Here is a 21,046-nt window from a genome sequence, read left to right as displayed (position 1 = left end):
GCCTTCTCCCGTGCTCCACGGGTTTCAGCAAGAAGCGGTCCACCGGCCGGAGCTCGGCGCACACGGTCCCCTCTTCATCGGGGCGGGGCGATAGACCTGATCCAGTGCGCAGCCTGCGCCATGCCGACGGCATCGGGCCCCGCCGCGCCCGAGCGCGCGCCTGCAGCGGCTGCGGGCGAGCGCAAACCGTCCGCCGGGCGGGACCGCGCGCGGCGGCTCAGACCGCCGTCGAGCCAGGGGGGCTCGGCGGGGCGATGCTCAAGGACCTCGGCCAGGCATGTCGCTGGTGGTCAAGAGTTCACCCGCCGCGCCGCATCGAGCAAGAGCCGCCGCTCGGCCGCCGCGATGACCTGGCGCGCCGCCGGCTCGGCGTCCGGGTTCACCGAGATCGAGGTGATGCCGAGCCGCACGAGGTGCTCGGCGAACTCCGGGCGGTTCGACGGCGCCTGGCCGCAGAGCGACGAGGTGATCCCTGCCGCCCTGCACGCCTGGATGATCCGCCCGATGGCGTCGAGCACCGCCGCGTCGGACTCGTCGAACAGCTCGGCGCATACCGCGGAGTCGCGGTCCACCCCGAGCATGAGCTGGGTCAGATCGTTCGAGCCGATCGAGACGCCGTCGATGCCCATGCGCGCGTACTCCGGGATCCAGAACGCGACGGAGGGCACCTCGGCCATGACCCAGCGGTGCAGCCCGCGCTGGCGGCCGAGCGGGCTCCGGTCGATGAGCTCCAGGCAGGCCGCGAGCTCCCAGCGCGTGCGGACGAACGGGATCATGACATGCAGGGTCGGCGTCTCCTCGCGGACGCGGGCGAGCACCTCGAGCTCGAGCGCGAACAGCTCCGGCTCGCGGACGTACCGGTAGCAGCCGCGGTATCCGATCATCGGGTTCTCCTCGGCGGGCTCGAACTGCTCACCCCCCTTGAGGCCGCGGAACTCGTTGGTGCGGAAATCGTACGTCCGGTAGATGACCGGACGGGGCTGGAAGGCGCGGGTGATGCGGAGCAGCGAGGCCGACATCTTCTGGAGGAACTCGTCGCGGCCGCCGGACGCGATCAGGGCCTTCGGGTGCACGCCGCCGAGCGCGTCGAGCAGCATGAACTCGGCCCGCAGCAGCCCCACGCCGTCCACGGGCAACGCGGCCACCTCCTCGGCGCGCTCGGCGATCGCCAGGTTCACGTAGAGCCGCGTGCCGAGCACCGCCGGCGAAGCCGAGCGCGAGCCGACGGCGGCCGGCACGCGCTCGGCCGGCGCCTCGGACTTTGCGGCGGGCCCGGCTGCCGCATCCGCGGGCGCCCCGTCCGGAGCGGCGCCGGGCGCGTCCGCGGCGGCCCGGACCCCTTCGAGGATCTTGCCGTGCGCGCCGTCGACGGTGACGATCTCGCCGTCCCGCAGGGTCCGCGTGGCGGAGCGCGTGCCCACGACACAGGGGATGCGGAGCTCGCGGCTGACGATCGCGGCGTGGCAGGTCATCCCGCCGCTGTCCGTGACGAGGGCCGCCGCGCGCCGGATCGCGGGCACCCAGTCGGGCGACGTCATGGGCGCCACGAGGACCTCGCCGGCCTTCAGCCGTTGCCCCTCCTCCGGCGAGCGGAGCACACGCACCGTCCCCGAGGCCGTGCCCGGGGACGCGCCGAGCCCCGAGACGAGGAGCTCTCCGGGGGCAGGGTGCGGCGCACCCAGGGTGGTGATCGGGCGGGTTTGCACCAGGTACGTCGCCCCGCCCTCGACGGCCCACTCGATGTCCTGCGGGGCGTCGTAATGCTCTTCGACCTGCAGCGCGAGGCGCGCGAGCTCGAGCACCTCGTCGTCCTTGAGCACGCGCCGCGCGCCCTCGTCCTCCGGCAGATCTACGCGCTGCTCTCCGCCGTCCGGCGCGCGCACCAGCTTGAACGCCTTGTGGCCGACGCGCGCCTCCAGGAGCCGCGGCCCGCGCTTCGCGACCGTGTACGTGTCCGGCTCGACCTGCCCGCCGACCACGACCTCGCCGAGCCCGAACGCCGCCTCGATGACGAGGCGTGACGTATCCTTCGTCGCGGGATCCGCGGTGAAGATGACGCCGGAGCGCTCGGAGCTCACCATGCGCTGCACGACGACCGCCAGGGCGGGCTCCTCCGTCAGGCGCTGGGATTTCCGGTAGCTGACCACGCGCTCGCCGAAGGCGGAGGCCCAGCAGTTGCGCACGCGATCCAGCAACGCCTGCTCGCCGGTCACGTCGGTGTACGTCTCGTGCATGCCGGCGAACGAGGTCGAGGCCGAGTCCTCCGAGGTGGCGGACGACCGGACGGCCACGGTGGCGTCGAGCCCCAGCCTCCGGTAGGCGTCGACGATCTCCGCCTGGATCTCGGCCGGGAGCGGCGCGGCCCGGACGAGGCGCCGCAGCGCGGCGCAGGTCGCGTGCAGCCCGGCCGGGTCGCTCGGATCGGCCTCGGTGAAGAGCTCGACGAGCTGCTTTCGCACGCCCGCGGCGTCCATCGCCGCGAGGTACGCGTCCGCGGTGATGACGAAGCCCGGAGGCACGGGCAGGCCGGCGCGCGTGAGCTCCCCGAGGTTGCTGCCTTTTCCGCCGGCGGACGCGACATCGTTGCGGGACAGCGAATCGAACCAGAGGACGTGCTCGGCCACCGTATCTCCTCGTCGAGAGCGGGATGAATCCGCTCGCCGCTGCCGCGCCGGCGGCACGCTCGATCGCCCGTGCGTGCGTCGGAGCAACAAGCGGACCCGCCGCCGTACGCGCGCTGGTCGTCTGCTGCTCGAATCGAGCGGCACGGACCGTGCTCACCGGCCCCGCATGGGCGGCGCAGAGACCGGCTTTCATCCTGGCGATCGCGCGGTGCTCGACCGGCCGGGGATCGCCGCGCTCCTCCAGGGCCTGCGGGAGGAGGGATACCGCCTCATCGGTCCCACGCTCCGCGGCGGGGCCATCGTGTACGACGAAATCCAGGGCGCGGAGGAGCTCCCCGCCGGCTGGACCGAGCAGCAGGATGCCGGCCGCTACCGGCTCGCCAGGCGCGCGGACGAGGCTCTGTTCGGCTACGCGGTCGGGCCGCGGTCGCTCAAGCACCTCCTGTTCGTCCCCCGGCTTCGCCTGGTGCAGCTCAGGCGGCGAGGCGGATCCATCTCGCGGACCGACGAGGCCGAGGCCCCTCCGCGCCTCGCCATCCTCGGCGCGCGGGCGTGTGACCTTGCCGCGATGGACGTGCAGGACCGCGTCTTCGTCGACGGCCCGCATCCGGATCCCGACTATGTGGCGCGCCGCAGGGGCCTCTTCGTGATCGCGGTGCAGTGCGGACAGGCCGGCGGGACGTGCTTCTGTGTGTCGATGCGTACGGGGCCGCGCGCGGAGCGTGGCTTCGACCTCGCGCTGACCGAGCTCCTCGACGATGGCCACCGTTTCTTCGTCGAGGTGGGCAGCGACGCCGGCGCTTCCTTGCTCGCTCGCGCTGGCGCTTCCAGAGCGGGCGAGGACGACGCCCGCGCAGCCTTCGAGGTCTCGCGCCGCACAGCGACCCAGATGGGCAGGACGCTCGATACAGACGGCATCAAGGAGCTCTTCTATCGAAACCTCGAGCACCCCCGCTGGGATGACGTGGCCGAGCGCTGCCTCGGATGCACGAACTGCACGCTCGCGTGCCCGACGTGCTTCTGCAGCACGATCGAGGACGCGACAGACCTCCCGCTCGATGAGGGCCGGGACTCCACGTTCGCAGGTCCCTCCGGCGAGACGGCCGAGCGATTCAGGCGCTGGGACTCGTGCTTCTCCCTCGACCACTCGTACCTGCACGGCGGCAGCGTCCGCGCCTCGCTCCGGGCCCGCTACCGGCAGTGGCTCACGCACAAGCTGGCCACGTGGATCGATCAGTTCGGCACGTCCGGCTGCGTCGGCTGCGGCCGGTGCATCACGTGGTGCCCCGTCGGGATCGACATCACCGAAGAGGCGGCCGCGATCCGGGCCGGAGGCGGCGCGGTCGCCGCCGGGAAGGTGTAGGCGCCGATGAAGGCCGAGGAGCTCCTGCCCATTCTCGGAGCCCATCCGTTCCTGGAAGGGCTCCCGGCCGCGCACCTCGCGCGCCTGGCCGAGGGCGCGTCTGCGCGGAGCTTCCCGGAGGGGGCGTTCCTCCTCCGGGAGGGAGGCGAGGCAGACACGCTCCACCTGCTCGCGCAGGGACGTGTGACGCTCGAGATCCACCGCCCCGGCCGCGACCCTGTGCAGGTCGAGAGCCTGGCGGGCGGGGACATCCTGGGCTTGCACTGGCTCTTCCCGCCGCGGCGATGGGTGCTCGACGCGCGGGCGGTCACGCCGGTCCGCTCGCTCGGGCTCGACGCGGCGCACCTGCGCGCGTGCTCGGACGCCGATCCCGCGCTCGGGTACGCCGTGTCCCTGCGCCTCCTGCGGCAGCTCTACGCGCGGCTGGAGCGCGTGCGGCTGCAGCGGCTCGACGTCTACAGGGCCGAGCCATGACCTTCGTGCCGCGGAACATCCCGCTGCCCTTCGCGCCGGACGCCGCGATGCCGAACCCCTGGGCGCCGGAGCCGGCGCGCGTGCGGCGCGTCCACCGCGAGACGGCGGCGACTTTCACGGCGACGATCGACCTGCCGGGCCGCCCGGGCGGCCTCGTCTTCGCGCCCGGCCAGTTCAACATGCTCTACGCCTTCGGGGTCGGCGAGGTCGCGATCTCGATCAGCGGGGATCCCGCGCGGCCCGATCGGCTCCTGCACACGATCCGCGAGGCGGGCCCGGTCACGCGCGCGCTCGGGCGCCTCCGCTCGGGCATGGAGCTCGGGCTGCGCGGCCCGTTCGGGAATCCGTGGCCCGTCGACGAGACGCGCGGCGCAGACGTGCTGCTCCTCGCCGGCGGGCTCGGGATGGCGCCGCTGCGGCCGGCGCTCTGCCACATCCTCCGGCACCGGGCCGCGTATGGCCGCGTCGCGCTGCTCTACGGCGCCCGCGGGCCCGAGGACCTGCTCTACCGCAGGGAGCTCGAGCGCTGGAGCCGTCGAGCCGACCTGCAGGTGCTCGTGACCGTGGACCGCGCAGGCCCCGGGTGGCGCGGGCACGTCGGGGTCGTGCCGGCCCTCTTGCGCCTCGCCGACTTCGATCCGGGCCGCGCGGTCGCGTTCGTCTGCGGGCCGGAGGTGATGATGCGCTTCACGGCGCGCGAGCTCGAGCGTCGCGGCGTCCCCGGCGAGCGCGTCCACGCCTCGCTGGAGCGGAACATGAAGTGCGCGGTGGGGATCTGCGGCCGCTGCCAGCTCGGGCCGAGCTTCGTCTGCAAGGACGGCCCCGTGCTCCGCTACGACCGCGTGGAACCGCTGCTCGCGGTCCGGGAGCTGTGAGCGCCATGGCGCGCCGCGCGAAGCCGAAGCTCGCCGTGTGGAAGTTCGCCTCGTGCGACGGCTGTCAGCTCAGCGTCCTCGACCTCGAGGACGAGCTCCTGGCGCTCGCGGATGCGGTCGAGATCGCCTACTTCAAGGAGGCCACGAGCCTCGAGCGCGCGGGGCCGTTCGACCTGTCGCTCGTCGAGGGGTCGATCACCACGCCCGGCGACGCCGAGCGGATCCGCGAGGTCCGGCGCCTGTCGAAGGCGCTCGTCACCATCGGCGCCTGCGCCACGGCCGGGGGCATCCAGGCGCTGCGTAACTTCGCGGATGTAAAGGAATTTTTATCTGTCGTGTACGCCTCTCCGGCGTACATCGAGACGCTCGCCACCTCCACGGCGATCGCCGACCACGTCCCCGTCGACTTCGAGCTGCGCGGCTGCCCGGTGAACAAGCGCCAGCTCCTGGAGGTGATCAGCGCCTTTCTCCACGGGCGCCGGCCCAATGTCGCGAGCCACAGCGTCTGCGTCGAGTGCAAGAGCCGCGGCAACGTGTGCGTGATGGTGACCGGGACGCCTTGCCTCGGCCCGGTGACGCACGCGGGCTGCGGCGCGCTCTGCCCGACCTACCAGCGCGGCTGCTACGGCTGCTTCGGGCCCATGGAGGCGCCGAACATGGAGTCGCTCTCGCGCGCGTTCCGGGCGGCGGGCGTGCCGGAGCGCGACCTCGTGCGGCTCCACCGCACCTTCAACGCGAACGCCCCGGCGTTCCGCGAGGAGAGCGAGCGGCATGAGCGCTGAGACGCGCACGATCTCGGTCGACTACCTCGCCCGCGTCGAGGGCGAGGGCTCGCTGACGCTCGTGATCGAGGACGGGCGGGCGAAGGAGGCGCGCCTCTCGATCTTCGAGCCCCCGCGGTTCTTCGAGGCGTTCCTCCGCGGCCGGGGCTTCGCGGAGACCCCCGACATCACGTCCCGCATCTGCGGCATCTGCCCGGTCGCGTACATCACGAGCGCGTGCCGCGCGATGGAGGACGCGCTCGGCATCGAGCTCGGCCCGGAGCTCCGCGCGCTCAGGCGCCTCCTCTACTGCGGCGAGTGGATCGAGAGCCACGCCCTGCACGTCTTCCTGCTGCACGCGCCCGACTTCCTCGGCTACCCGGACGCGGTCGCCATGGCGCGCGACCACCGCGACTGGGTCGCGAAGGGCCTCGCCATCAAGAAGGCGGGGAACGCCATCGTCGCGCTCCTCGGGGGCCGCGAGATCCACCCGGTCAACACCCGCGTCGGCGGCTTCTACAGCGCGCCGTCCCGCGCGGACCTCGAGGGCCTGCTCCCCGAGCTGCGCGCCGGGAGTGAGCGCACGCGCGCGTGCCTCTCCTGGATGGCGACGCTGCCGTGCCCAGTGTTCGAGCGACCCTACGAGTTCGTCGCGCTCCGCAGCGACGACGTGTACGCGATCGCCGAGGGGCGCCTCGTCTCCTCGGGCGGGCTCGATATCGAGGTGCGCGACTACGACGCCCATTTCGTCGAGGAGCACGTCTCCTGGTCGACCGCGCTGAGGTCGAAGATCCGGGGTTCGGGGCGCAGGGCGCCGGCAGGCGACCCGGAGCCCCGAGCGTTGGACCGGGGTTCGGGGCGCAGGGCGCCGGCAGGCGACCCGGAGCCCCGGACGTCCGAACACAGCGGCAGCTACCTGTGCGGCCCGCTCGCGCGCTTCAACCTGAGCTTCGATCGCCTGCTCCCCGAGGTCCAGGACGCGGCGCGCGCCGCCGGCCTCGCCGTCCCGTGCCGCAACCCGTTCCGGAGCCTGCTCGTGCGCCTCGTGGAGATCCTTCAGGCGTTCGAGGAGTCGATCCGGATCATCGAGGCGTACGCGCCCCCGCCGGCGCCGTTCGTCGCGCCTCCCGCGGTCCGCGCTGGCACGGGCTACGGCGGCTCCGAGGCGCCGCGCGGCTTCCTGTACCACCGCTACACGCTCGACGCCGAGGGGACGATCCTGGACGCGAAGATCGTCCCGCCCACGTCGCAGAACCAGCTCTCGATCGAGGAGGACCTCTGCGCGCAGTCGCCGTCGCTCGCGTCGCTGCCGCTCCGCGAGGCGACCGCGCGCGCCGAGCAGGCCGTGCGCAACCACGACCCCTGCATCTCCTGCGCGACGCACTTCCTCACCCTGCGCGTCGAGGAGGCGCCGCGATGACCGCGCGGGTCATCGGGCTCGGGCAACGCGTTGCCGGGGACGACGCCGCCGGGCTCGCCGTACTCGAGGCGCTGCGCCGCCGGGGGCCGCCGAGCGGCGCGGAGCTCGTGGAGGCGAGGGACGCGAGCGCGCTCGTCTCGCTCCTCCAGGCGCCGGCGACGGTCGTGATCGTCGACGCCGTGCTCGCGTCGCCGTCCGGGGAGGTGATCGAGCTCTCGCCCTCGGACCTCGCCGCCGGCGCCCCCGTCCCGGTCTCGACGCACGGCCTCGGCGTGGGGCAGGCCATCGAGCTCGCGCGCCTCACGGCGCCGGACCGGCTGTCGCCCGACATCCGCATCGTCGGCGTGAGCATCAGCAGGCCTTGTCAGCGGGGTTCGGGGCGCAGGGCGCCGGCAGGCGACCCGGAGCCCCGAGCGCTCGAGCAGGCGGACGGCCTGTCGCCCGAGGTGGCCGCGGCGGTCCCCCGGGCTGTCGCCCGCGTCCTCTCGTTCCTCGGAGGGTGAGTCCATGCACGAGTCGTCCATCGCAAGGCAGCTGCTCTCCGCCGCGCTGGACCGCGCCGCGGCCGACGGGGCGACGCGGGTCGTCTCGGTATGCGGCTGGGTGGCCGAGGCCGAGGCGCTCTCGCCGGAGAGCCTCTCGCTCCACTTCGCGGCGCACGCGCGCGGCACGCCGGCCGAGGGGGCGCGCCTCGATCTGCGGCTCCACCGCGTCGAGGCGCGCTGCCTCTCCTGCGGCGGCACGTACGCGCCCGACCATCACGTGCTGCTTTGCCCGCGCTGCGGCGGCGATCAGGCGACGCTCCTCGGGCGTTTGGGGCTCGGCCTGGATGCCATGGAGGTGGAGTAGCCGTGCCGCGCCTCGCGCTCCGCGTGTACGGCATCGTCCAGGGAGTGGGCTTCCGGCCGTTCGTGTACCGGCGAGCGTCCGCGCTCGGCCTGGGTGGCTGGGTGCGGAACCGCCCGGGCAGGGTCGAGATCGAGGTGCAGGGACCGGAGCGCAGCCTCGACGCCTTCGTCGCCGGCCTGACCCGCGAGCCGAGCGCGCCCGCGCGCGTCGAGCGCATCGAGATCGAGCGGCGGGCCGAGGAGGATGCCGGCCCGTTCCAGATCCTCGGCAGCGAGGCGGGGAGCGGTGCGCGCCCGTCGGTGCCCGCGGATCTCGCCGTCTGCGAGGAGTGCGCCGGCGAGGTGGACAGCGAGACCGGCCGCCACCGCCGCTACCCCTTCACGAGCTGCGCGCAGTGCGGCCCCCGCTACACGATCCTCTCGGGGCTCCCGTACGACCGGAGCAGGACCACGATGGATCGCTTCCCGATGTGCCCTGCGTGCGCCGCGGAGTACGCGGACCCCTCGGACCGGCGCTTCCACGCGGAGCCCATCGCCTGCCCGGCATGCGGCCCGCGTATCCAGCTTGTCGCCGCAGCCGGAGACCCGATGGATCCCGGCATTCGGGGCTCCGGGTCGCCTGACGGCGCGCTCCGCGAGGCCGCTGCCGCGGTGCTGGCGGGGAGGGTAGTCGCCGTGAAGGGGCTCGGTGGTTTCCATCTGCTGGTCGACGCGACATCGCCGGACGCGGTCGCGCTCCTGCGCCGGCGGAAGCGCCGCGACGCCAAGCCGTTCGCGGTGATGTTCGGCTCGCTCGACGCCGTGCGCGACGCTTGCCGCGTGTCTCCCGCGGAGGCGGACGCGCTGCGCGGTCCCGAGGCGCCGATCGTGCTGCTGCGGCGCCTCTCGCCCGCCGCCGCGCGGGTCGCCATCGCCGACGCGGTCGCTCCGGGCACGCCCCGCCTGGGCGCGCTGCTGCCCTACACGCCGCTCCATCGGCTGGTGCTAGAGCTCGTCGGTCGCCCCGTGGTCTGCACGAGCGGCAACCTCTCGGACGAGCCTATCTGCACCGACACATCGGACGCGCTGGAGCGCCTGAGCGGCATCGCCGACCTGTTCCTCGTGCACGACCGGCCGATCGTGCGCCCCCTCGACGACTCCGTGGCCCGCGTCGGGCCGGCTGGCGTCGAGCTCCTTCGCCGCGCGCGCGGCTTCACCCCGCTGCCTCTCCCGCTGCGGGTCGACGCCCCGCCGATCCTCGCCCTCGGCGGCCACCTGAAGAGCACGACGGCGCTCTTCTTCGACGGCCAGGTGGTCGTCAGCCAGCACCTCGGCGACGCGCACACCGCGGCGGGCGCTGCGCTCATCGAGCGCACGGCCCTCGACCTCGCGCGCCTGTTCCGGGTGCGGCCGGAGCGCGTCGCCTGCGATCTCCACCCCGACTACGCGTCCAGCCGCATCGCCGAGCAGCTCGCGGCGGCCTTCCGCGCGCCGCTCGTCCGGGTGCAGCATCACCACGCGCACGTCGCCGCCTGCGTGGCCGAGCACGGCCTCGACGGACCTGTCCTCGGCCTCGCGTGGGACGGAGCCGGCTACGGGCTCGACGGCGCCCTCTGGGGCGGCGAGGCGCTGGTCGTGGACGGGGCGTCGTTCCACCGCGCGGCGCACCTCCGCTCCTTCCCGCTGCCGGGCGGCGAGCGCGCCATGCGGGAGCCGCGCCGCTCCGCGCTCGGCCTGCTCTGGGAGCTCCGCGGCGAGGGCGCCCGGGATCTCGCGCGCGCCTGGTTCCGCGAGGCCGAGCTCGGCCCGCTGTTCTCCATGCTCGCGCGCGGGACGGGCTCGCCGCGCACGACGAGCGTGGGGCGCCTGTTCGACGGGGTGGCGGCGCTCGCGGGCCTGCGCGGGGCGGCGAGCTTCGAGGGGCAGGCCGCCATGGAGCTGGAGTGCCTGGCCGAGGCGGCCGGCGAGCAGGCGGGCTATCCGCTGCCGCTGCGCGCCAGCGCGCCGGGGGTGCCGGCGGTGATCGACTTCGGACCGCTGATCGACGCGGTGCTGGGCGATCGGCGTGACGGCGTGCCGCCCGGCGTCATCGCGGCCCGCTTTCACGCGGCGCTCGTGGACGTCGCCGAGGCGCTCGCTGCCGCGAGCGGCCTCGGGCGCATCGTGCTCGCGGGCGGGTGCTTCCAGAACGCGCTCCTCGCCGCGTCGATCCGCGAGCGCCTCGTGGCGTGGGGCGTGGAGGTCTATGCGCCGAGGCTCTACCCGCCGGGCGACGGCGGCCTGTCGCTCGGCCAGGTCCTCGTGGCCGCGCGGCGCGGCGCGGACGCGGTGGAGGCGTGACGATGTGCCTCGGCGTCCCCGGCAAGGTCCTCGGCGTCGCGGGCGGCGATCTCCGGCTCGGCCGCGTCGCCTTCGGCGGGATCGTCAAGGAGATCTGCCTCGCCTACGTGCCGGAGGCGGAGCCCGGCGATTATGTGATCGTGCACGCGGGCTTCGCCATCAGCCGCATCGACGAGGCGTCGGCGCGATGGACGCTCTCCTATCTGGACGAGCTCGGCGCGGCGCGCGAGGGGGAGGAGCCGCGATGAGGTTCATCGACGAGTACCGCGACGCGCAGCGGGTCGGGCCGTACGTGGAGGCGATCCGGCGGGTGGTCTCTCGCCCCTGGTCGATCATGGAGGTCTGCGGCGGCCAGACGCACGCCATCGTCCGATTCGGCCTGGACGAGCTCCTGCCTCCAGAGATCTCGCTCCTCCACGGCCCTGGCTGCCCGGTGTGCGTCACGCCGGTCGAGCTCATCGATTGCGCGCTCGAGATCGCCTCGCGCCGCGAGGTCACGTTCTGCTCGTTCGGCGACATGCTGCGCGTCCCCGGCTCGAGCGACGACCTGTTCGCGGTGAAGTCGAGGGGCGGCGACGTGCGCGTCGTCTACTCGCCGCTCGACGCGCTCGCGCTCGCCGAGCGCCTCCCGGATCGCGAGGTCGTCTTCTTCGCGGTCGGCTTCGAGACCACGGCGCCCGCGAACGCGATGGCGGTGTTCCAGGCGCGACGCCGCGGCATCCGGAACTTCTCGCTCCTCGTGTCGCACGTGCTCGTGCCACCCGCGATGGAGGTGATCCTCCGGGCGCCGGATCGGCGCGTCGACGGGTTCCTCGCCGCGGGCCACGTGTGCACGGTGATGGGCGTCGACGCCTACCGCCCGCTCGCCGCCGAGCACCGCGTCCCCATCGTGGTCACGGGCTTCGAGCCGATGGACATCCTCCAGGGCATTTTCATGTGCGTCCGGCAGCTCGAGGAGGGCCGCTTCGACGTGGAGAACCAGTACGCCCGCTCGGTGCGCGAGGCCGGCAACGAGGCCGCGCAGCGCATGATCCGGGAGGTCTTCGAGATCGTGCCCCGGACCTGGCGAGGCATCGGTCCCATCGCCGGGAGCGGGCTCGGGCTCCGGGCGCCGTACGCGGACCACGATGCACAGCTGCGGTTCGGGGGTTCTGGGCGCAGGGCGCCAGCAGGCGACCCAGAGCCCCGAGCATTGGACCGAGGTTCGGGGCGCAGGGCGCCGGCAGGCGACCCAGAGCCCCGAGCGTCGACCGACTGCAAGAGCGGCCTCGTGCTCCAGGGGGTGATCAAGCCGCCGGACTGCCCCGCGTTCGGTGTGCGCTGCACGCCGGAGACTCCGCTGGGCGCCACGATGGTCTCCTCGGAAGGCGCGTGCGCGGCCTACTACCGTTACCGGAGGGCGGACCCGCCGCGCGGTTCGAGATGACCTGCCCCGCGCCGCTGCGCGAAAGGACGATCCAGCTTGCCCACGGCGGCGGCGGGCGGCTCATGCGTGAGCTCATCGAGCACGTCTTCCTGCCCGCCTTCGACAGCGCTCCGCTCTCGGCCCGTCATGACGGCGCCGTGGTGCGGCTCGGCGGCGCGTCCATCGCGTTCACCACGGACACCTACGTCGTGCATCCGCGCTTCTTCCCCGGAGGTGACATCGGCAAGCTGTCCATCTATGGCACGGTGAACGACCTGGCCATGACGGGCGCCCGGCCCGCTTACCTGAGCGCCGGCTTCATCATTGAGGAGGGGCTGCCCATCGGCGAGCTCCAGCAGATCGCGCTGTCGATGCGCGCTGCTGCGGACGCGTGCGGGGTCGAGCTCGTGACGGGCGACACCAAGGTGGTCGACCGGGGCAAGGGAGACGGGCTGTTCATCAACACCGCCGGCGTCGGCGTGGTGCCCGAGGGCGTGGCCATCGCGCCCCGCCGGGTCCGGCCGGGCGATGCCGTACTCGTGTCCGGCGACGTGGGGCGGCACGGGATCGCGGTGCTGTCCGTGCGTGAGGCGCTGGCGTTCGAGGAGCCAGTGGAGAGCGACTGCGCGCCGGTCGAAGGCCTCGCTGCGGCGCTGATCGCGTCGGGGATCGACGTCCACTGCCTGCGGGATCCGACCCGCGGCGGGCTCGCGGCCGTATTGAATGAGATCGCGCTCGATGCGGGCGTCCACGTCGAGGTGGAGGAAGCGCAGATCCCCGTGGAACCTGCGGTCCTCGGGGCGTGCGAGCTGCTCGGGCTCGACCCGCTTTACGTGGCGTGCGAGGGCCGGCTCGTCGCATTCCTGCCGGCAGCCCAGACGGAGCGCGCCCTGGCGAGCCTGCGCGACCACCCGCTCGGCCGGGGGGCCGCGCGCATCGGTCGGATCGTCGGGGAGGGGAAAGGGAGCGTTGTCCTGAGGACCCGGCTCGGGACCCGGCGCACACTCGATCTGCTCTCCGGCGAGCAGCTCCCGCGGATCTGCTGAGGCTGCGGATCGGAGCGCACGAAGCATTCGTGTCGGGCGAGCCATGCACGGATCGAGCGACACGGCACGCTCCGCGCGCCTCGGTCAATCAGCCCGCATGCGCTCCAGCATCGGGCTGATCAAGACAGACCTGTGATCGAACATGACGGCAGCGGACAGGGGGGCCATAGTTCAATCGGTGGGCGGCTCGCTCCCCGTTGGTCGTGTGGGTGACGCGAGTGAGGTGGCGCAGGCCACCTCTTTCTAACGCGTGAGGGCGGGATCGGCGAGCCGGCACCGGAGTACTTGGCGGCGTTGTCGAGCAGGTTCGTAAGGATCTGCGACAGCCGGGCCGGATCGACGAAGAGCTCAGGCACACGCCCCTCCACGTGGAGGGTCACCGGGTGCTGCCCGAGGGTCGGCTCGATTTCAGCGTGGATTTCGCGTCCAGGGGGGCACGAGCGAGCCGAAGGCGCCGTGCGAGCGGCGCTCAGCCAAGAGAGTGCGGTTTAAACTACAATTGGCTGACGCCCAGAGCGTCACGAAGGCGCACGCCCCCCTTACCCCCCACGATCATTTCGGCTGGTGTTCGCCTGCTCGCCAAGTGCGGAACGTGCTCCAGCACATAGCGGCGCATCAGGTTGGCCGTCAGCAGCTTCAGCAGCAGCGCGGCATGATTGGCGTTGAAGCAGTGGCTCGGCACGCGACCGCACCCCCACCCGTGCTTGAGCTCGCCAATGAGCGGCTCGATGCCCGCGCGCAGGTCATACCGCGCCGCGACGTCTTCCGGCGCTTCGACCGGCTCGTTGGTCAAAAAGACCTGTACCGTGTAGTCGAGCCCCTCCCAAAGGTAGATCTGTTTGCCATTCTCCCGGTCGCGTGTGCGTACGGCGATGCATCAAGGCGCTGCAATCCCCCGCGCCATCGATCCGTACGTAGATGGCCGCGCTCGGAGCTGCGGCGCGCGCGCGTTCAATGCACTCCTCGACGAAGGGCACATCGGCTTCGCCGAAGCTCGTGTCGCCCGGTCGCAGCTTGGCTCCGACGATGGCGTCGGCCTCGGCGATCCGCGCCAGGATCGGATGATAGCTCGGCCGGCCGTGGTAGCGCGGGTTCGGGCCCGGCCGCGCCCCCTCCTGCACCCCAAAGAGCGGCTCCACGGTGGTGTCGACGTCGATATGCACGAATCGGTGCTTTCGGCGAGCAACCAGGGCAAGCCCGTGAGCGACGACCATGCTGTGCAGCGCCTCGAGCGCATCGTCGTCGAAGCGGCACAGGTCGCGGTCGACGGTGTCGATACTCGGGGCTCGCGCCGGCGCACCTTGGAGGTGCTCGGCGTGTGCCTTCGTTTGGTCATAGCAACCCGGACGGGTCGCCACGCCGAGCCTTTCTTTCAAGGTGTTCCTTTTACTGCGCCGGATTCTCACGCCCCGGATCGGATTTCTGGGCGCGAAATCCACGTTCAGGGTATCCTGGACACCATCACCTCCCGCTTCACCGCGCGAGCGCGGTAGGCAAGCGGTACCTGGGTCGAGCTCACCCTGCGGCTCTTGGAGCTGAAGGACGAGCTCCTCGGGAGCGACGCGGCGTCACCGCCAGATTCGCCGGTGTTTACGGCGGGAGCGTATCGCCACCGCCGCCACCGCCGCCACGGCGACCACGGTGGCCGCCGCGATGGCGAGGCGCCGGGCCGTGTGCTCTGTCTCGCCCTTGATGCCGCCCCATTTCGCCTTGGCCGCGACCAGGTCGCGCGCGAGCCGCTCCTTGCTGTGCTCGATCTGCTCGGCAGGCCCCGCGGGCGCCGCGGAACCTGCGCCGGCGCTGACGTGACCTCGCTCGCTGAGGGGACGGGCGACCCTCTCCGTATCGAACCGGATTGCGCTGGATGGATCCATATGTCCCGCGCTGCAATCGCTGTTCCCCGTCAGCGCATCGGCGTGCTCGCCGGCTCGCGTGGCAGCGCCGACGCTGTACTTCCATCGTGCAGGCCACCCCATCGGAGGGGCCCTCTCCGGACGGAGGGCGTCGTCAGGACGCCACACGGGCACGAGGCGCGTCGCGGACGGCTCAGCGGCGCTGGCGCTCCGGTGCGCTCGGCTGCTGGCGCCGGATGCGCAACGCGGCCACCTGGTCGCGCCGCATGAACCAGCCCGGCCGCATCAAGGCCCGCGCGACGGCGGGATACGCGCCCGACGCACGAGCTCGCCGGGGAGCGCGACGAGCAGCACGCCGGCGGTGATCGTCGCGGCGTCGGACCAGTCCGCCCTGAACCCGCCGAGCGTGATGAGCATCGTGGTCGCCGCGGCCGGCGCGTGCTGCGCCTTGAGCAGCTCCTGCGAGAGCAACGTCAGGGCCACGGCGAGGACCGACGCCCACGCGCGGCGCGACAGCAGGTGTCCGGAACCCATCACGGACGGCTCGGCCGCGGCGCCGAGCACGGCCACGGCCGCGGCGGCAGCCACGATACCGAGCAGGTGGCCGACGAGCGTGTTGTAGAGCCGCGCGCCCGGGCTCCGCGGCGTGGTCACATGAACGAACACGGTCGGCCCGAGGCTCGGGAATAGCCACGGCTTGCCCATCGCGAGCCCGACGGCCGCAGCGAGCGCCATGAGCGCCGCCCCGGCGAGCGGAGCCCAGACGGCCTCCGGTACCCTGGCGAGGCGAGCGCGCGCGGCGTGGAGCCTTGGTCTGGACGCGGTGCGGTTCATCATCGGTCAGCGCTCGCCCGCGCCTCGGTCCGCGATCATCCCTCCTGTCGTCAGAGCGGGACGCCCAGGATCTGCGGCGCATGCGCGCTCACCTGCGTCAGGAGCCACGCCTGCTGGCGACGGGTGTTCTCCTCGATCCGGTCGCAGCTCGCCATGAGCGCGCGATCGAGCAGCATCATGGCCGTCTTCTTCACGGCGACGAGCGTGATGTGCAGGTCGGCCGCGAGCACGTACAGCTCGTGCAACCCCCGGAGCTGCCCGAGGTGGCCTTCCCTGGCCCGGTTCAGGCGGATCTTCTCCGGCAAGGAGCCGAGCTCGTTCGCGTCGCCGGCCGGCGGGGCCGGATTGTACGGCCGCGCCGCCGGCTCCAGCCATGAAAGCGACTGCCGCGAGAGCTCCTGGAGCCGCGAGAGCCCCATCGACAGCTCGCCCTCGTTCAGCGCGTGCTCGGACGCGGCGTCGCACGCCGCGATGAACCGCTCGTGGGCCAGCCGGAGCAGGCCGAGGTAGTCGGCCAGGCGCTGTCGCTCGGGCGCATCGCCGGAAGGACGCGTGATCGCCGACGCGATCGCCGAGGCCGCGGCGCCGGCCCGCTCGACGACCCGCTCCGCCACGCCGGTGACCTTCGCGACCGCGGTGCGGGCGGCGCTCACCTTCTGCAGTTTGGCCGCAGCGAGCTTCACGGCCGGCTGCTTGCTCACCGGGTCCCAGGTCGTCATCGTCAGCTCGTTCGCGGCCCGCGGCCGCCCGTCCGGCTCGGCCCCGTCGGTCCCCTCCTCGTCCCAGTACCCGTAGTGAAACGGGATGAACAGGTGCCCCGGGAGGATATCCCCGAGCCTCGCCGCCCCGCGCACCCGGCCACGGCGGGTGATGACGTCGACCATGTCGCCCTCGCTCACGTCCATGCGCGCGGCGTCCTCGGCGCTCATCTGCACGAACACGTCCGGGGCCGCCGCCTGCAGCGCCGGGGACCGGCCGGTCTTCGTCCTCGTGTGGAAATGGTAGATGAGCCGTCCGGTCGTCAACCAGAACGGGTACTCGTCGTCGGGCGACTCCGGCGGAGCAAACCAGTCAGCAGCCTTGAGGATCGCGCGGCCCGCCGGGTCGTTGGCCGCATACTGCTCGCGCGTGATCGCCGCGCCGGTCTCGATGTCGTGCCCATAGCTCCCGCACTCGTCGGCGCCGGTCGGGAAGCGCAGATCCGTGTACTGCCGCTCGGTCCCGTCCGGGTGCTCGTCGTTCACCGGCCACTGGATGCCGGAGCCGCCAGTGAGCTTGGCATACGTCAGGCCGGTGTAGTCGCAGTTCTGACCCTTGCTGCACGCGCGCCACGCGTCGAACGCGCCCTCGGGCGTGTCCCACTTGATGAGCGGTTGACCGTCCCTGTCCGTGAAGCCCATGCGCCGGGCGAAATCGATGAAGATATCCATGTCCGGCCGCGCCGCGCCCGGCGGGTCGACGGCCTTGTACGAGATGTGCACCGTCCGATCGGTGTTCGTGAACGTGCCGGTCTTCTCCCCCCACATCGCGCTCGGCAGCACCAGGTCCGCGAACCGCGTGGTCTCGGTCGGAAAGGCGTCCTGAACGACGACGAAGAGATCCTCCTTCGCCAGCGTCTTGCGGATGCGGGGCAGGTTGGGCATCGAGACCGCCGGGTTCGTGGCGATGATCCAGAGCATCCGGATCGACCCCTGCTCGGCCAGCCGGAACAGCTGGGTGCAATGGGTGTGGGGCGCGAAGGTGGGGATCTCGTCCGGCTCGACGTTCCACACGCGCGCGAGGTCGGCCACGTGCGCCGGGTTCTCCATGTTGCGGAACCCGGTGAACTCGCCGTCTGCGCCGGTCTCGCGGGTGTTCTGGGCGGTCGGCTGGCCGTTCGACTGGATCACGCCGCAGCCGGGTTTGCCGATCATGCCGCGGATCAGGACGAGGTTGTTGACCTGGCACGCCGCGGCCGTGGCCTCGTGCGCCTGGTAGATACCCTGGAGCGCGGTGGCCAAGAGCCGCTCGCTCGTCCCGAGCAGGTGCGCCGCGGCGTTCAGCTGATCCACGGGGACGCCGGTGATCTCGGCCACGCGCCGGGGCGGGTACGCCGCGACCTTCTCCCGCAGCGCCGCGAACCCGACCGTGTGCGCGTCGACGAACGCCTGGTCCACGTGCCCGTTCTGGATGATCAGGTGCATGAGCCCGTTCAGCAGCGCCACGTTCGTGCCGAGGCGCAGGGCCAAGTGGACGTCGGCCTCCCGGGCGGTGTCGGTCGTCCGCGGGTCGATGACGACGAGCCTGGGCGGGTTCGGACCCCGGCGGCGGTCGAGGATGTGCATCCACGACACCGCCTGCGTCGCCGCGATGTTGTGGCCGACGTGCAGGATGCAATCGGCGACGTCGAAGTCCCGGTAGCTCGACGGCTGCCCGTCGCGGCCGAACGTCTCGCGGAGCGAGCTGCCAGCCGTGGCGGTGCACAGCCGCGTGTTCCCATCGATGTGGTTCGTGCGGAGCCCGGCGTGGGTGATGACGCTGAGCGTGTAGTAGTCCTCGAGGAACAGCTGTCCGCTGTTGTAGATGGCGACCGCGCCGGGCGTGTACCGGCCGATCACGTCCTTGCACCGGCGGGTCAGGAGCCCCATCGCCTCGTCCCACGTGGCCTCGCGGAACGTGTTGCCCGGTTTCTTGCCGGTGCGGATCAGCGGCCGGGTCAGCCGATCGGGGCTGTTGTTGGCGACCCAGCCGTTCAATCCCTTCGGGCCCAGCCGACCGCGGTTCACGATGTCCTCTGCCCGGCCGCGGACGCCGACGATCCTGTTCCCCTTGACGCCGATATCGAGCCCGCATCCGTTCGTGCACAGCACGCAGCAGGACTGGACCCATCGCTCCGGCTCCTCGTCCGTCTGCTCGTCGACCCGCGTCGGCCACTGGTGCTCGCCGAAGTACGGCGTCCGCTCGCCCCACGGGCTCGTCACGCTATTCCGTGTCTGGTGCATGCTCCGACTCCTTCCGTGTCACCCTGGGTGGGCGTCCTTGGCGACGGTGCACGCCATGAACGCGCCCATCTCCTCGTGCCGCACCTGGATGAACCGGAGGTCCGGAACGCGGTGAAACGCGCCCACGATGCCGTTGATGCCATCGCCCGGACAGGCGTAGACGCGCCGGACGCCCCACGCGACGAGACGCCTCAGCAGGAACTCGCCGACGGTCTGGGCCATGAGTCTCCCCCCCCGCGAGCTCGAACGTGAGCCCGACCCGGCGCCGGCGTGCGACATCCGTGCCGCCTCGCCGCGCCGCGCGCTGCGTGCCGCGGTTGCGCGTGCGAGCGGCCGCTGCGCGCGCGGGCTCAGGCGATGCATTCCGGGGCGCGCCGGGCGCGCGCTCGCGCCGGCAGGGGAAGCTCGAATGCAACACCAGGCATCCACGGATCCGTCACAAATCGATCGCAGCTCGCAGGACCTCGCCGCCGATGCGCTCCACGAGGCGAAGAAGCTCCTCGCTGCGGAGCTCGCGCTGGCCAAGCGCGATCTTCGCCGGTCGGCGGCGGCCCTCTCGCGCTCGGCGGTCGCGTTCGGGGTCGCGGGCGTCGCGGGGCTCGCCGGTATCGACGCGCTGATGGTGTCCCTGGCTGTGGGGCAGCGCCGCAATCATCCGGCGCGCTCGACGGCCGTGGGGCTCGGGCTGCTCGCGCTCGCGGCCGCCGCCTGGCTCGTCGGGCGGTCCGCGCTGCCTCGCGGCCCGCTGCCGATCGCCGCGCGGATCGCGTCGGACATCGAGGACGTCGCCCAGCGCGTGGTGGGGTGAAGCGGTCGCCTCGGCTCAGCGCTGGAGTCGTCGCTCAGCGCGGGGGTCAACGCCGGAGCGCGGCGGCGGCGCGGCCCGAGGCGGCGGTCCCCTCACGCGAGGAGGCGCCGCCAGGGGGTGCTGCGCCGGGCCGCTGCGCTGTGCGCGGCGGCCCCGGCGAGGGCCGCCGCGCACAGCGCCACGGCGCCGAGCGACCAGCGATGGATGTCGAACCAGAGCTCCAGGCTCGAGGCCTTGGCGCGCCGGTCGAACGGGCCGTGCGCGCCGAAGTCCCCCGGCACGGGCGCCCACAGGTTGTCGAGGCGATCCGGGTCCACGGGCTCATCGGTCATCTGCCGCGTGTACCCGACCTTCGCGAGCCAGTGATCGAGCAGCCCCGGGATCACGCGGTTCCCCCAGATCGCCTTGACGGTCGGGAAGCCGACCTTGATGTCGCGGCGGTCGTGGTGCGCGGCCCAGTAGAGCCCGTCGGCCGCCACCTCGGGCTGGAAGATCGGCGGGACCGGCTGTGGATTGTACGGGAGGCGCGACTTCGACCAGAGGAACTGCGGCGTGTTCATCGCCGGCAGGTGCACCATGCTCACGCGCACGCGGCTTCCGTCGTGGATCAGCTCGCTGCGCAGCGACTCGGTGAAGCCCACGATGGCGTGCTTGGACGCGCAGTAGGCCGACTGCAGCGGGATGCTCCGGTAGGCGAGCGCGGAGCTCGCCTGCACGATGATCCCGCGGTCGCGTGGGAGCATCCGCGCGAGCGCCGCGAGCGTTCCGTGCACATACCCGAGGAAGTTGACCTTGAGGACGCGCTCGTACTCTTCGGGCCGCATCTCCTTCACGGGCGAGAAGACCGACGTCATCGCGACGTTGATCCAGGCGTCGATCGGGCCGAAGCGCTGCTCGACCGCCGCGGCCGCAGCCTCGACCTGCGCGGAATCGGCGACGTCGGTCGGCAGGACGAGCGCGCTCGCCCCGGCGTCCTCCGCCTCGCGCCGCGCCTCCTCGAGCCCGTCGCGCCCGCGCGCGACCAGCCCGATGCGCGCGCCTTCGCGCGCAAACCGCCGCACCGTCGCGCGCCCCACGCCCGCTGACGCCCCCGTGATCACCACGACCTCCGCCCGCCTGGAATCGTCCATGCCCGTCGCGCCCCCGCCTCGCCCGCGGCATCAAGCAACGTGAATGCCACCTGGGCGTGTCACTTCCTCAAGCTCGACAGCACGTCCTTGATCCGCTCGGCTGGGTCCGCCGTGAGCGACCAGGGGCTCGGCTGCCGCACCACGTGCAGGTTGCCTCGACGCTCGAGCACCTCGAACCGCGTCATTCCCTCTTTCGGGTACGGCGCGGGGAACGCTGTGGCGGGCGTCCTCTCGGCGGCTCGGCGTGACGCCCGCCGAGTATCGAGGGCGCTTCGCCGAGAAGGCCCCGCACGCTGTGGAGTGAA

The 21,046-nt window shown here is 72.5% G+C and carries 18 protein-coding genes and 2 pseudogenes; 12 read left to right on the top strand and 8 right to left on the bottom strand.

All coding sequences use genetic code 11. The features are described from left to right. Positions 1–290 precede the first annotated feature (290 nt). On the bottom strand, positions 291–2,624 hold the full coding sequence (ppsA, locus tag WMF28_RS16035) for a phosphoenolpyruvate synthase (RefSeq protein ID WP_437603108.1): 2,334 nt from the start codon (positions 2,622–2,624) through the stop codon (positions 291–293). A gap of 166 nt (positions 2,625–2,790) precedes the next feature. On the opposite strand from ppsA, the gene WMF28_RS16030 reads away from it, so the two are divergent. The 11 genes from WMF28_RS16030 to hypE are packed head-to-tail and all read left to right on the top strand — an operon-like array spanning position 2,791 to position 13,135. Further along, positions 2,791–3,987 carry a 4Fe-4S dicluster domain-containing protein gene (locus WMF28_RS16030; RefSeq protein WP_437603107.1) on the top strand — a complete coding sequence of 399 codons (1,197 nt, stop codon included), beginning with the start codon at positions 2,791–2,793 and terminating at the stop codon, positions 3,985–3,987. A 6-nt stretch (positions 3,988–3,993) separates the two neighbouring features. After that, positions 3,994–4,461 (top strand): cyclic nucleotide-binding domain-containing protein, encoded by a 468-nt coding sequence (locus tag WMF28_RS16025; RefSeq protein WP_437603106.1) that lies wholly within the window; start codon positions 3,994–3,996, stop codon positions 4,459–4,461. Further along, positions 4,458–5,336, top strand: a complete 879-nt coding sequence (locus WMF28_RS16020) for an FAD/NAD(P)-binding protein (protein WP_437603105.1) — start codon at positions 4,458–4,460, stop codon at positions 5,334–5,336. Before WMF28_RS16025 ends, WMF28_RS16020 begins: the two co-directional genes overlap by 4 nt. Before the next feature lie 5 nt (positions 5,337–5,341). Then, positions 5,342–6,118, top strand: a complete 777-nt coding sequence (locus WMF28_RS16015; RefSeq protein WP_437603104.1) for an oxidoreductase — start codon at positions 5,342–5,344, stop codon at positions 6,116–6,118. After that, positions 6,108–7,517 (top strand): Ni/Fe hydrogenase subunit alpha, encoded by a 1,410-nt coding sequence (locus tag WMF28_RS16010; RefSeq protein ID WP_437603103.1) that lies wholly within the window; start codon positions 6,108–6,110, stop codon positions 7,515–7,517. Before WMF28_RS16015 ends, WMF28_RS16010 begins: the two co-directional genes overlap by 11 nt. Further along, positions 7,514–8,020, top strand: a complete 507-nt coding sequence (locus WMF28_RS16005) for a hydrogenase maturation protease (protein WP_437603102.1) — start codon at positions 7,514–7,516, stop codon at positions 8,018–8,020. The genes WMF28_RS16010 and WMF28_RS16005 overlap by 4 nt, the downstream gene beginning before the upstream one ends. A 4-nt stretch (positions 8,021–8,024) precedes the next feature. Next, the gene (locus WMF28_RS16000) at positions 8,025–8,366 is read left to right on the top strand and encodes a hydrogenase maturation nickel metallochaperone HypA (RefSeq protein ID WP_437603101.1); all 342 of its coding nucleotides are present in this window, start codon (positions 8,025–8,027) and stop codon (positions 8,364–8,366) included. Positions 8,367–8,368: 2 nt separating this feature from the next. Next, positions 8,369–10,684 (top strand): carbamoyltransferase HypF, encoded by a 2,316-nt coding sequence (gene hypF, locus WMF28_RS15995; protein WP_437603100.1) that lies wholly within the window; start codon positions 8,369–8,371, stop codon positions 10,682–10,684. Between the two features lie 2 nt (positions 10,685–10,686). Then, positions 10,687–10,932: a HypC/HybG/HupF family hydrogenase formation chaperone gene (locus tag WMF28_RS15990; RefSeq protein WP_437603099.1), complete on the top strand. Its 246-nt coding sequence runs from the start codon at positions 10,687–10,689 to the stop codon at positions 10,930–10,932. Next, entirely contained in the window at positions 10,929–12,110 is a 1,182-nt protein-coding gene (gene hypD, locus WMF28_RS15985) for a hydrogenase formation protein HypD (protein ID WP_437603098.1), read from the top strand. Before WMF28_RS15990 ends, hypD begins: the two co-directional genes overlap by 4 nt. After that, a complete protein-coding gene (gene hypE / locus WMF28_RS15980) occupies positions 12,107–13,135 on the top strand; it encodes a hydrogenase expression/formation protein HypE (RefSeq protein ID WP_437603097.1) in 1,029 nt (342 codons plus the stop codon). Before hypD ends, hypE begins: the two co-directional genes overlap by 4 nt. 562 nt (positions 13,136–13,697) lie before the next feature. Here hypE and WMF28_RS15975 read toward each other — a convergent pair. The 5 genes and pseudogenes from WMF28_RS15975 to WMF28_RS15955 form a co-directional block, all read right to left on the bottom strand. Further along, positions 13,698–14,418, bottom strand: a pseudogene (locus WMF28_RS15975) (transposase); the annotation flags it as partial. 285 nt (positions 14,419–14,703) lie between these two features. Next, entirely contained in the window at positions 14,704–15,111 is a 408-nt protein-coding gene (locus WMF28_RS15970) for a hypothetical protein (RefSeq protein WP_437603096.1), read from the bottom strand. A 162-nt stretch (positions 15,112–15,273) separates the two neighbouring features. Next, positions 15,274–15,825 (bottom strand): HPP family protein, encoded by a 552-nt coding sequence (locus WMF28_RS15965; protein WP_437603095.1) that lies wholly within the window; start codon positions 15,823–15,825, stop codon positions 15,274–15,276. A 47-nt stretch (positions 15,826–15,872) separates the two neighbouring features. Further along, complete coding sequence (locus WMF28_RS15960; protein ID WP_437603094.1) at positions 15,873–18,803, bottom strand: molybdopterin oxidoreductase family protein; 2,931 nt, start codon at positions 18,801–18,803, stop codon at positions 15,873–15,875. Between the two features lie 36 nt (positions 18,804–18,839). Further along, positions 18,840–19,025: pseudogene (locus WMF28_RS15955) on the bottom strand (thiamine pyrophosphate-binding protein); the annotation flags it as partial. A 187-nt stretch (positions 19,026–19,212) separates the two neighbouring features. Here WMF28_RS15955 and WMF28_RS15950 point away from each other — a divergent pair. After that, positions 19,213–19,611 (top strand): phage holin family protein, encoded by a 399-nt coding sequence (locus WMF28_RS15950; protein ID WP_437603093.1) that lies wholly within the window; start codon positions 19,213–19,215, stop codon positions 19,609–19,611. 92 nt (positions 19,612–19,703) lie between these two features. Here WMF28_RS15950 and WMF28_RS15945 read toward each other — a convergent pair whose 3' ends face one another. Both WMF28_RS15945 and WMF28_RS15940 read right to left on the bottom strand, forming a co-directional pair. Next, complete coding sequence (locus WMF28_RS15945; RefSeq protein ID WP_437603092.1) at positions 19,704–20,741, bottom strand: SDR family oxidoreductase; 1,038 nt, start codon at positions 20,739–20,741, stop codon at positions 19,704–19,706. Between the two features lie 59 nt (positions 20,742–20,800). Further along, positions 20,801–20,926 (bottom strand): hypothetical protein, encoded by a 126-nt coding sequence (locus WMF28_RS15940; protein ID WP_437603091.1) that lies wholly within the window; start codon positions 20,924–20,926, stop codon positions 20,801–20,803. Positions 20,927–21,046 lie beyond the last annotated feature (120 nt).

The organism is Sorangium sp. So ce590 (assembly GCF_051521365.1).
Classification (GTDB): Bacteria; Myxococcota_A; Polyangia; order Polyangiales; family Polyangiaceae; genus Sorangium.
This window is presented reverse-complemented; position numbering and strand designations above follow the sequence as displayed.